The sequence below is a fragment of the Rhodococcus sp. 14-2483-1-2 genome (assembly GCF_002259405.1).
In the GTDB taxonomy this organism is placed as follows: domain Bacteria; phylum Actinomycetota; class Actinomycetes; order Mycobacteriales; family Mycobacteriaceae; genus Rhodococcoides.
The window spans coordinates 286301-297632 of record NZ_NPFW01000007.1; the positions used below are offsets into that span (position 1 = coordinate 286301).

The following is an 11332-nucleotide window of genomic DNA, read 5'->3' on the forward strand; positions in this document are numbered from 1 at the left end:
CGTGTTCATGCCCGCAGCCGAACAGACGTCGACCCCCGGTCGATACCGTGAAGCCGCGTCCACCCTTGCGCGCGATACCGCGCTCGATGCGTTGCGCGAGTTGTTGCACGAGCGCAACTGGCGCAACGTCACGATGAGTCACATCGCGAAGGCGGCAGGCCTGAGCAGACAGAGCCTGTACAACGAGTTCGGTTCACGACGCGGCGTCGCACAGGGGTACGCCATCAGATTGACGGACATATTCGTCGACCTGTGCGAAACCGCGCTGTACGAGCATCCCGACGATGCCGGCGCTGCCCTGCGCCAGGGTTTCTCGTCGTTCTTCCAGCTGAGCGCACTGGATCCTCTCGTGCGATCACTGCACGGTGGCGACGCCCCCGAGGATCTGCTCCGCCTGATCACCACCGACAGTGCCGTACTGATCGAGCGCGCGGGAGACCGACTCGCGAACACCTTCCAACGCGGATGGGTCGGTGCGAGCCCACGGCAGGCAGACGTCATCAGCAGGGCGATCGTGCGTCTGGCATTGAGCTACATCCCCGAGCCCCCGCACGATATTGCGGCTGCTGCAGATGATTTTGCGCTGCTGCTGACGCCGTTCGTCGATTCGATCACCTCAAGCCGGACCTGAGCCAATCGGCACCCTCAGACGTCGGCCGGTGCGAGCACGATGTCGAAGTCGGCTCTGGCCCAGGTCGTGTCGCCGACGTCGCGACCGTCCGGAGTCGGTGTTCCCGACGGCTGCTCGACGAAGTCCTTGATCAGGGATTCCTTCACTCCGAACACGGTGTCGCTGCCCAGCAGTTCGTCGCCGCTGACGAAGATGTGTGTCACCAACGTGCGCATCCCCGGTGCCGTCACCATGAAGTGCAGGTGCGATGCCCGCATCGGTGAGCGACCGGTCGCGGTGAGCATTCGTCCGACCGGCCCGTCGTGCGGAATCGGATACGGAGTCGGAGTCAGCGCCCAGAATCGATAGTTCCCGTCGTCGTCGCTGTAGAGATGCGCTCGACCGCCGACGCGTGCGTCGTCGTACTGAACGTCGTAGAACCCGTCCTCGTCGGCTTCCCAGATTTCGAGGCGCGCTCCGGGGATCGGTGTGCCTGCGGTGTCGCGCACGGTTCCCTCGACCCAGCACGGTTGTCCTGCAGCACCTCCCGATCCATCACCACCGTTCTCGATACGCGGCGCGTCGTCGACGAAGAACGGGCCGAACACGGTCGCCTCGGTCGCGTCCTCGTAGGCGGGGTTGTTCACGTTGATCGTCTGCATCGACGCCCCGAGGACGTCGGAGAGCAGAATGAACTCCTGACGGCGGTCGTCGGTGATGTGACCGACCTCGGTCAGGAAGCCGATGGCGGTGTTCCATTCCTGTTCGGTCAGTCGCACATCGCGGATGAACCCGTGCAGGTGGTGCACCAGCGAGGTCATCACCTGCTTCAACCGGGGGTCGGTGCAGTCGTCGAACGATCGAAGTACGTTCTCCACCAACCGCTCTTCGACGGCATCCTGTGCTTGTCCGGTCATGGTCTGCTCGGTCATGGTCTCTCTCACTGTCCGATGTCGGTCGGCGGGTCGCCGGCCCGCGCTGCGTGCAGAATGGCGGTGGCGGCCTCACGGGTGACGGGCCGCGGGTTTCCGTACGATCTGCTCGTCACGTCGTCGGCGATTCGGTCGATGTCCTTCTCCTTCATACCCAATTCGGCCAGGGAGCGTGGCGCTCCGAGTCCGCGACAGAGCTCCCACAACCGGGTTGCCGGGTCACCGGAACCGGGAAGCGCACGCGAGAGCGCCGTCACTGCGCCCGGTGCAGCCGACTGATTGAAGGCCAACACGTGCGGCAACACCACGGTGTGGGTCGGAGCGTGCGGCAGGTTCAAGGTACCGCCGAGAGAGTGACACAGCTTGTGGTGCAAAGACATCGTGGTGGCACCGAGAGTGGCACCGCACAACCAGGCACCGTAGAGGGCGTCGCTGCGCGCCTGTGGATCGAGGTGATCGGCCACGATCGCGGGGAGCGCCGATGCGAGCGCGCGCACCCCGTCCTCGGCCATCAGCGCGACGATGGGGCTGATGTCGGGTGCATACAACGCTTCGACGGCGTGCGCCACGGCGTTGATTCCACTCGTGACGGAGATGTCGACCGGAAGGCCGGTCGTCAGCTCGGGGTCGTAGACGACGCTGCGCGGCAGCACCCTGATGTCGCGACCTGTTTCCTTGCGTCCGTCGGTCGTCAGACCCCACACCGGGGTCATCTCCGATCCGGCATACGTGGTGGGAACCGCGACGATCGGCAGCCCGTGCACGAGGGCGATGGCCTTGCCGAGGCCGATCGAGGAGCCGCCGCCGACGGTGATGCAGCCGTCGGCCCCGAGGGAAAGGGCTTCGGCGCTGGATCTTTTCGCCACCTCCGACGGCACGTGCATCACGGCGTCGGCCCGCACGCCCACACATCGGTCTCCGAGCATCGAGGCAATACGTTCGGCTGTGCCCTTCTGGCTCGGCGAGCAGAGAACGAGGACGCGCCGCAGACCGAGGTGATCGAGCTCGTCGGCCAGAGCCGACAGCGAGCCCGCGCCGAATCGCACCCGCATCGGGTTCGCCTCGTAGGCGAAGTCGTAGGTCATCGCGACAGGACCGCCGTCAATGCCTGCCGCAGGGCGTCCTCAGGGTCTGCCGCGAGTTCGTGTGCACGCCAGCAGATGTGCTTGTCGGGGCGCACCAACAATGCACCGCTCTCGGTCACCTCACGGAGCCGAGACCAGTCGAAGTACAGGTCGGTGACATCGCGTCCTGGCCCGATGACGACGACCTCGACGGCCACACCCAACTCGTGACCGATCTTGTCCGCCGCCGACTCCCAATCCGATCCGGCCACTCCCGTGATGAGCGTGAAGCGGTCGTAGGGCGCGAGATCCATCATCGCGAACTTGTGCATGTTGTCGCCCACCCAGGCGTGTGGCAGGTGCGATCCCGGCACGGTGGAGACCTGGTAGTACAGGTCCGGGTCTCGTACCGCCTCGGGCAGAACCCCGTCGGGCACAACGGCCGAGGACGTGTAGAACTGCCCCAATTCGACTCCGTGGGCGTTGAACTCGTAGTTCTTGATCTCCATCGCCTTCACCAGCGCGGCCCGCTTCGCCGCGCCCGCAGGCGTGTTGGCCTTACGCTCTTCGATGCGTTCGACCATCTCCTCCTCGGTCTTGGCGTCGGTGACCCCGAGGGCGTGGAACAGGTCTGCGAACTCACGACCGGAGCGGTTGGCACGCTTGACGATTCGCTCGGCCACCGGGGCACGCTCGGCGGTGTAGGTATCGAGCAACGCTTCGCCTGCCTGACCCTTCAGCACCGCGGCGATCTTCCACGCGAGATTGTAGGAGTCCTGGATCGAGGTGTTCGAGCCGAGACCGTTGCTCGGCGGATGTCGGTGGATGGCGTCGCCCGCACAGAACACCCGGCCCTTCTGCAGATGCGTGGCGTACATCTCGTTGTTGCCCCACAACGATGTTCCGGTGATCTCGACGTCGAGCTCCGGCATGCCCAGCAGGCTGCGAACGATCTCGATGGCGGCCGCCTCGTTCACCACCGGCGGTGGCTGTGCGATGTCGAATCCCCAGACCACGAGCCACTCGTTCCACGGCCGGACCATGCGAACCAACCCGGCACCGATACCGCCGACGTTGGATCCGGGCTGAATCACCCAGTACAGCACCGACGGTCGGTGTCCGACGTACTCGGCGATGTCGGCCTTGAAGGTGATGTTCATCGACCCGGCGATGTCCATCGCGCCCTCCAGCGGAAGGTCGATGTCCGCGGCCACCTTGGAACGCGCCCCGTCCGCGCCGATCAGGTACTTGGCACGGATCGTGTAGCGGTGTCCGGTGAGTCGATCGACCACCGAGACGCTGACCCCGTCGGCATCCTGGACGTGCGAGAGGTATTCGGTGGAGAACTGGGCCTGGGTTCCCCGCATCGTCGCGTTCTTCACCAGGATGGGCTCGAGGTACGTCTGGGGAATGTCGACGGTCAGGCACGGCGAGGCGAGCTGGTAGTCCGCTTCGCGGTCGGCCCCGGTACCCCACGTGCGGATGCGACCGATCTCCTCGCCCGCGATCGAGGTGCAGAACACGGTGTCTCCGACGAGCCCGTGCTCGGTGGCGTCGGCCAGCACCTGGTCTGCGATACCGACGTCGCGGAAGACCTCCATGGTGCGCTGGTTGGTGATGTGAGCGCGTGGAGTGTTGGCCGTCCAGCGGTACTTGGTGATCATGATGTTGGGGATTCCGAGAGTGGACAGCAGCAGTGCTGCGGATCCACCGGCCGGCCCCGAGCCGACGATGAGAACGTCGGTCTCGACCACCGAGGAATCGGGCAGCTCTGTGGCCTTCTGGCCGTCGTCGAACACCGGCATGGAACACACCCTTCGTTGCGCCCGACGTTGATCTCGGGTCTTGCAACCCAGTGTCCTGCATCACACCGGGGGTGGCCATCGATCGCGGTCATCTCGGCGCAAATCGACAACGGTGGCGCAATTGCGAAACTAGTGCCCCGACCGCAGCACCACGGCGTCGCGTCGAACGTCCGATGCTCTGGCTCCGAACCGCGCCGAGAAGGCACTGGAAAAGTAAGCGGCAGAGGAGAATCCGCAGGAGGCGGCGATCTCGGCAATCGACGTCGAGCGTCCCGACGGCGAGGTGAGCACCGTGTGTGCACGGGCGAGGCGTCGCTCGAGGATGTACTTGGGCACGCTGGTGCCGTCGGCGGCGAAGACTCGGGACAGGTGCCGGGCGCTGATGCCGATGGCGTCGGACACGTCGGTGGCAGACAACGACGCGTCGGTCAGACGGCGCTCGATGTAGGAGCGGGCAGACGCGCGATGCGCCGCACCGACGTCGCTGCGCGTTCCACCGGTCAGGACGGAGACCAGTTCGAGGATGGTTCGCTCGTCCAGTGGTGTGGGCCCGTCTGCGCGAATTGCCCGGCTGACCCGAGCTGCGAGGGCGGCGGCGTGCACGTTGCCGTTCGCCGAGAAGTCGAAGACCCTCGGGGCCGCGAGCGAGTCCTCGCCGGTGACGTCGGAGTAGATGCCGCGCGGGATCTTGACGACGAGTTCCTCGAGGCCGTGCGAGAACCCGCGCATGAAGGCTCTGTCGGCGTCGCACAGCAGTACCTGGCCGGGGCCGACGGTGCGCACTCCGTCCTCCGAGTAGAAGAACGCATCGCCGACCAGGCTGAAGTACAGGACCACCGAGTCCGACGGCCGCCGCCGAATCAGCTCGGCATCTCGCTCGACGACATGGGAGGTTCCGACGACGCGGGCCAGGCCGACCGATCCGACCTGGACGTTGGTTTCGGTGGCCTCGAGGGACCCGCCTTCGAGGCTGCGGCATCTCAGTCCGATGAGCACCTCGGAGTTGTGTCCCTCCCACCGTTGTATTCGCTCGACGGAGGGAAGCCCGACGGTGGAGAACTCCACGGGTGACGCAGCGATCGGCACGTCGGGCCTCCTCCTCGGCGAGGGACTTACTTCTCCGGTACGAAACGCAGGTGTTCCGGATCGACTGTAACGAACAGCATCCACCGATCACCGAGACCGCGCGTGACGTGGCCTGCTCCGGTCACGTCGTCGATGTAGGCGATGTCGCCTGCCACCGGCGAGGTCACCGTTCCGTCCCCGGTCTCGTTCTCGGCCCTGCCGTTGAGCGTGACGCCCAACTGCGGTCGCGGGCCGTTGTGCCAGACGCCGGGAACGTATCCGTCCTCGCCGTAATCGCGGCGGGTGACGAATGCTCCGAGCGAGCGGGGCCACTGCTCGACCGGCGGTACCGGAGCCAGGTCGCTCGGCCAACGCAGCGGCTCGGTCCGTGAGGTTCCGCCGTCGTCGTAGATCCACGTCAGCGACGGCCGGCCCTGTCGGATCGCCGGGTCGGGTCGGGCTTCGTTGTCGCCTGCTTCCGGCAGCCAGTCGTCCAGCGCAAGGTACAGCAACCACGCGAAGCCGTCCCAGGTCATCGTCAGGGTCTCGGGACTGGCGACGTTCGCGAACACCAGGTCTCCGGCGGTCAGCACGGCCGGACTGCGGTCGCGTACGTCCACCCGCACCTCGCCCGAGAGCACCACGACGGCGTGCGACCCGAGCGAGGTGGGGGCGGGGACGTCGGCCATCCGGGCTCGGGTGAGCCAGAAGGCCGTTGCCGGAACGACATTCGCCGGACCCTTGACGCGTGAGTCGCGGTGCGGCAGGAAGGCATCGCCCGCGTCGATTCCTCCGTACGTGTCGGAATCGCCGAGAGTCTCGTGCACGCGAAGCACTTTCATCGGGCGGTCATTCGGCGGTGGGGGCGTAGCGTCCGCTCAACTGAGGCGGAGTCCGACCCTTGTTTCCCGCTTCGGTCCATTCGTGGCGCGTCTGACGTCCCCAGGTGCGGTGCAGCTCGTCGCTGATGGTGACACTGAGCCGGCCGAGATCGCCCACTTGCAAGTCGATGCGGTCGCCGTCCTGAAAGGCATGCAGGCCACGATGATTGGTTCCGGTGGCGATGATGTCGCCGGGTTCGAGGGCGTGCATGTGCGAGACGAATTCGACGGACTCGGCGATGCTGTACGCCATGTCGTCGGTGTCGAACTCCTGCTTGATCTCTTCGTTGTTCCACAGCGTGACCGGCATGTTCTGCGGGTTCGGCACCTCGTCCGCGGTCACCAGGTAGGGGCCGATCGGGCAGAAGGTCTCCCGCGACTTCATCTGGTAGAAAGCGTTCTCCCGCGGCGGAATTCCGCGTGCCGATCCGTCGATCAGATTGGTGTAGCCGAAGATGTGGTCGTATGCATCGGCTGCCGAGACGTTGTGCGCGCGCTTGCCGATGATGATGGCCAGCTCCGCCTCGCCCTCGAAGATCGTTGCTGCGATGTCGGGCAACACCATGGTGTCGCCGTGTCCGATGATCGAATTGGGGGACTTCGCGAATCCGTTGATCGGCGGCCGCTCGGGCAGGGTGCCGTTCTCCATGTAGTTGCGCGCCATGCAGTCGATGTTCGACGGCCGAGGGATCGGCGGACGAATGCGTACTGCGCTCAACGGAATTCCGTCACCTGCGGCCACTGCGGCTTCGAGGCGTTCGCGGTAGGTGGCCCAGCCCTCGATGACGCCGCGGATGACGTCCTGCGGATGCGCCGCCGGGATGTCCTTGACTTCGCCACTGAGGTCGATCACGTTGCCGCCGTGGAGGGCTCCGAGTTTGAAATCGTCGAAGAAGAGAAGCTTCATGGTGTTGCACCTTTCGTTGGGGGTTGGGGGTTGGGGACAAAACGTCCGTACCGGCCGCGGAAGAAGACCAGAGCGCTGCCGTCCTCGGCCGCGCTGAGACTGTGTACGCGGGCCACGACGATCGTGTGATCGCCTGCCGCGTATTCGGCGTACATCTCGCAGTTGAGCCAGGCCACCGCGTCGTCCAGGGCCGGGCCCGCCGACTGGTCGTGCCAGCTCGTGCCTGCGAAACGATCGGTGTTGCGTGCCGAGAACTGGCGTGACGCCTGTTCGTGATGGTCGGCGAGAATGCTGATGCAGAACCGGCCTGCCGCTCTGATGGCCGGCCAGGTGGTCGAGGTGCGCGCTACGCAGATCGAGACGAGCGCCGGGTCGAGGGAGACCGCCGTGAACGAGTTCACCGCGATCCCGGTCCGACCGGATGGGCCATCCGACGCAATGACGACAACGCCGGTAGGCAAGTGGCCCAATACTTTTCGGAAGAGCATTCCCGCATCCACTGCGGCGGGTGTTTCGGTGGTCGACGACGCCATGAGACAGTCCATTCGGGTTTCGATTCCGTCTAATGGAATCTTATTTCAACCGACTTTACGTGACGTCGAACACTGCCGTCAACCCTCGGGAAGGACGGAGTGCAGCGGACGCCTTTGCGTCAGAAAGGTTTCGGGGAAATCAGTGACCCGAGTCGGTCTCGGGCATTGCGATATCGAGAGCGGACGCCGGCAGATCTCCCGCGGCGCGCAGCCGTTCCGACATCTCCCGTGCCAACGAGAGCAGCTGCTGAATGATCTCCGCATCACGATCGGGCTCGATCTTGCCCAGGCACAGCATCGCTGCGATGGGCCGTCGATCGGCGTCGAGGACCGGGGCCGCGATTCCGCGCCCGGTATCGAACCGTTCGAAGTTGTCGACGGCGTAACCCTGTTCCTGGATGCGCGAGAACTCCGCTTCCATGGCATCCGGGTCGGTGATCGTGTTGGGCGTGAACCGCCGCAGTCCGTCGTTCTCGTAGAGATTGCGACGTTGCTCGTACGGCATGTACGACAACAGAAGCTTGCCGTCGGCCATGGCGTACGCGGGCTGCGGGTGCCCGGGCTCGAATTCGATGAACTCGGTGTGCGCTCCCGCTACGCGCGAGAGCTGAACGGCCTTGACCCCGACGAGGGTGCTCAGAACGGCATCGTGGCCGGACCATTCCGCCAGACGCGACAGGTACATCCGCGCGTCGTGCAGTACCGGATTGGTGACCATTCCGACGCTGCCGATGCCGATGGCGTGCATTCCGAGCCGGTACTTCGCGGTACGCGAATTCTGTTCCACCCAACCGACACTGACGAGAGTGCCGAGGATGCGGTGCACGCTGGCCGGCGACAGGTGAACGAACTGGGCGAGTTCGACGATACCCAGCGGGTACGGGTGCTCGGCCAACGCCGTGACGATGCGGGTGGCCCGGGACACCGCACGCACATGGCCGGCGTCTCGGTTCTCGCGCTCGTTCACAAAGCCTCCATGGGACGTGAGCTTACTAGTCATCCCGGTCGCCACATCGTTCAACGCCCCTGTGGCCGGGCTCATCACGTCATCACGGACGCCCCAGTCAGTCGGCGCACATCGTGGATCGTCACCCCTGGAGCCACTTCACGCAGCGCGAAACCCCGTGGCGTGACGTCCAGAACGCCGAGGTTGGTGACGATGCGGTCCACCACCGCGCGTCCGGTCAGCGGGAACGCGCACTGCTGCACCAGTTTGGGAGTGCCGTCCTTGCCCGCGTGTTCCATGACGACGATGACGCGGCCTGCACCCGCAACGAGGTCCATGGCCCCGCCCATCCCCCGCACCATGTGACCGGGCATCATCCAGTTGGCCAGGTCGCCGGTCGCCGAGACCTCCATCGCACCGAGCACCGTCACGTCGATGTGTCCGCCGCGGATCATGGCGAACGACGTCGACGAGGACACGAACGATGCGCCGGGGAGCACCGTGATCGGTTCGGTTCCGGCATTGATCAGGTCGGTGTCCAGACATTCCGGCAGCGGCGTCGGCCCCACGGCCAGGACTCCGTTCTCGCTGTGCACGGTCACTCCCAGCGAGGACGGCAGGTGGTTGGCTACGCGGGTGGGTAGACCGATGCCCAGGTTGACGCTCTGACCGGGACGTAGTTCCTGCGCGGCTCGCCGCGCCATCTCGTCCCGGTTCCAACCGAGGCCGGTCATGCGACCACCTCGTCCGGTACTTCGACCACACGCTGGACGAACACGCCCGAGAGCTGAACGGAGTCGGGATCGAGTTCGCCGGGTTCGACGATGCGCTCGGCCTCGACGACGGTGATGCGGCCGGCCATCGCCACGTCCGGGTTGAAGTTCTGCGCCGAGGCCCTGAATATCGCGTTGCCCGCCGTGTCTGCCACCGCAGCGCGAACGAGCGCGTAGTCGGTCACGATGCCCTCCTCGAGCACGTACTCACGCTCGCGGCCACCGAGTCCAAAGCGGCGAATCTCCTTGGGAGCAGACGCTTTCACCACGTCCCCGACCGAGTTGTACCGATGCGCCATACCGCCGTCGGAGACGAGGGTGCCCACGCCGGTCGGGGTGAAGAAGGCAGCGATGCCAGCCCCGCCGGCCCGCAGCCGCTCGGCCAGAGTCCCCTGCGGTGTCAGCTCCACCTCGATCTCGCCGCTCATGTACTGCCGCGCGAACTCTTCGTTCGATCCGATGTACGACGCGATCACACGGTCGATGCGACGGTCGTGCAACAGCAGAGCCAGACCGGCTCCGTTGACCCCGCAGTTGTTCGCCACGACGGTCAGGCCCGAAGCACCCTGGGCGCGCAGTGCTCGCACCAGCGCCCACGGCACTCCGGCGGTGCCGAATCCCCCGACGCCGATGCTCGCGCCGTGAGGAATGTCGGCGACGGCCTCGTCGGCCGACATCCGTTTACCGGCCCGCACGGCCGAATTCGAGGTCACAGCAGCACCAGCCCACCGTCGGGACACAGCGTCTGACCGGTGATGGCCTGACTCTCCGGCTGCACCAGGAACGCGACGACGTTGGCCACGTCGTCGGGGACCAGTGGACGCGAGAGTGCCTGCCGGCGTAGTACGTCGTCCTTGACGTGCTGTTCCATACCGCCGACCGGCGGTGGCGTCAGGCCCGGTGCCACGCAGTTCACCGTGATGCCCGACGCGCCGAGGGAGCGTGCCAACGAGCGTGACGCACCGATGAGCGCGCCCTTGCTGGTGATGTACGGCAGCATGTCCGACACCGGCGGTGGGTTGAAGAAGGTGTCGGACACGAGGAACACCACGCGTCCGAATCCTCGCTCGCTCATGCCCGGTTCGAGTTCCTGGACCAGCCACAGCGGCGCTTCGACATTGACGGCCATGACGTTGCGCAGTACCGCGGCATCGAGATCGGCGAGAGTCGCGCGCTGGAACGAGACCCCGGCGTGGACGAGGACGTCGACGCGGCCGTGTTCGGCGAGCACCGCCCGTGCGGCTGCGCGTACGGCGTGTTCGTCGGACAGGTCGACCGCCGGATCACCGTGCAGGTCGAGCGTCACCACGTGGTGGCCGGAGGTGCGGAGTCGGTCGACAACAGCCGATCCGATGAATCCCGCTCCTCCGGTCACCAGTGCGACGGGGGCGTCGTCAGCCACCGAATTTGCTGTTCAGGCCGCTGAGTGCACCGTCGATGTCCGCTCCGATACCGACGCGGGCACCGTCCTGCATCTCCTCGGGCACGTCGGCCTCGATGGCGTATTCCACCTCGGAGCCATCGCCCGCTTCGCGCACGGTGAAGGTGGCAGCGAGGTGCTGCATCGGTCCGGGCTGGCCCGGCACCAACTCGTAGGTGAGCGATCGGGCGGCGTCGTCCTGGGCCGCGATGCGGTCGAAGACCGAGTCGCCGCGGGAGAAGTCGACCTTGCGGCTACCGTCGGCCTGCATCTCCACGGCGTCGATGTGCGGCTGCCAAGAGGCGTAGCCGCCGAAGTCGCTGACGAAGGACCAGACCTCGTCGGCCTTGGCGGTGAGGGTGGTCGTCTTGCTCAACTGAACGATGGTCATGGTGT

Annotated in this window: 13 protein-coding genes; 1 reads left to right on the top strand and 12 read right to left on the bottom strand. The window is 65.9% G+C overall.

Annotation, left to right across the window (positions count from 1 at the left end):
* The first annotated feature begins 7 nt into the window (after positions 1-7).
* Positions 8-631 carry a TetR/AcrR family transcriptional regulator gene (locus tag CH295_RS06025; RefSeq protein ID WP_094740297.1) on the top strand — a complete coding sequence of 208 codons (624 nt, stop codon included), beginning with the start codon at positions 8-10 and terminating at the stop codon, positions 629-631.
* 14 nt (positions 632-645) lie between these two features.
* Here CH295_RS06025 and CH295_RS06030 read toward each other — a convergent pair whose 3' ends face one another.
* From CH295_RS06030 to CH295_RS06085, 12 genes are all read right to left on the bottom strand, one after another.
* A complete protein-coding gene (locus tag CH295_RS06030) occupies positions 646-1542 on the bottom strand; it encodes a hydroxyquinol 1,2-dioxygenase (RefSeq protein WP_094740046.1) in 897 nt (298 codons plus the stop codon).
* An 8-nt stretch (positions 1543-1550) separates the two neighbouring features.
* Positions 1551-2627, bottom strand: a complete 1077-nt coding sequence (locus CH295_RS06035; RefSeq protein WP_094740047.1) for a maleylacetate reductase — start codon at positions 2625-2627, stop codon at positions 1551-1553.
* A complete protein-coding gene (locus tag CH295_RS06040) occupies positions 2624-4411 on the bottom strand; it encodes an FAD-dependent oxidoreductase (protein WP_037193895.1) in 1788 nt (595 codons plus the stop codon). The genes CH295_RS06035 and CH295_RS06040 overlap by 4 nt, the downstream gene beginning before the upstream one ends.
* A gap of 129 nt (positions 4412-4540) precedes the next feature.
* Entirely contained in the window at positions 4541-5497 is a 957-nt protein-coding gene (locus CH295_RS06045) for a helix-turn-helix domain-containing protein (RefSeq protein WP_170945771.1), read from the bottom strand.
* 26 nt (positions 5498-5523) lie between these two features.
* The gene (locus CH295_RS06050) at positions 5524-6318 is read right to left on the bottom strand and encodes a cupin domain-containing protein (RefSeq protein ID WP_094740049.1); all 795 of its coding nucleotides are present in this window, start codon (positions 6316-6318) and stop codon (positions 5524-5526) included.
* Between the two features lie 7 nt (positions 6319-6325).
* On the bottom strand, positions 6326-7264 hold the full coding sequence (locus CH295_RS06055) for a fumarylacetoacetate hydrolase family protein (RefSeq protein WP_094740050.1): 939 nt from the start codon (positions 7262-7264) through the stop codon (positions 6326-6328).
* Positions 7261-7797: a flavin reductase family protein gene (locus CH295_RS06060; RefSeq protein ID WP_052047938.1), complete on the bottom strand. Its 537-nt coding sequence runs from the start codon at positions 7795-7797 to the stop codon at positions 7261-7263. Before CH295_RS06060 ends, CH295_RS06055 begins: the two co-directional genes overlap by 4 nt.
* A gap of 139 nt (positions 7798-7936) precedes the next feature.
* Positions 7937-8764: an IclR family transcriptional regulator gene (locus CH295_RS06065; RefSeq protein WP_037193887.1), complete on the bottom strand. Its 828-nt coding sequence runs from the start codon at positions 8762-8764 to the stop codon at positions 7937-7939.
* Positions 8765-8838: 74 nt separating this feature from the next.
* Positions 8839-9477, bottom strand: coding sequence for a 3-oxoacid CoA-transferase subunit B (locus tag CH295_RS06070; RefSeq protein ID WP_037193885.1), 639 nt, complete (start codon positions 9475-9477; stop codon positions 8839-8841).
* Entirely contained in the window at positions 9474-10193 is a 720-nt protein-coding gene (locus CH295_RS06075; protein ID WP_094740051.1) for a CoA transferase subunit A, read from the bottom strand. Before CH295_RS06075 ends, CH295_RS06070 begins: the two co-directional genes overlap by 4 nt.
* A gap of 32 nt (positions 10194-10225) precedes the next feature.
* Entirely contained in the window at positions 10226-10918 is a 693-nt protein-coding gene (locus CH295_RS06080) for an SDR family NAD(P)-dependent oxidoreductase (protein ID WP_094740052.1), read from the bottom strand.
* The gene (locus CH295_RS06085) at positions 10911-11327 is read right to left on the bottom strand and encodes an SRPBCC family protein (RefSeq protein ID WP_037193878.1); all 417 of its coding nucleotides are present in this window, start codon (positions 11325-11327) and stop codon (positions 10911-10913) included. The genes CH295_RS06080 and CH295_RS06085 overlap by 8 nt, the downstream gene beginning before the upstream one ends.
* Positions 11328-11332 lie beyond the last annotated feature (5 nt).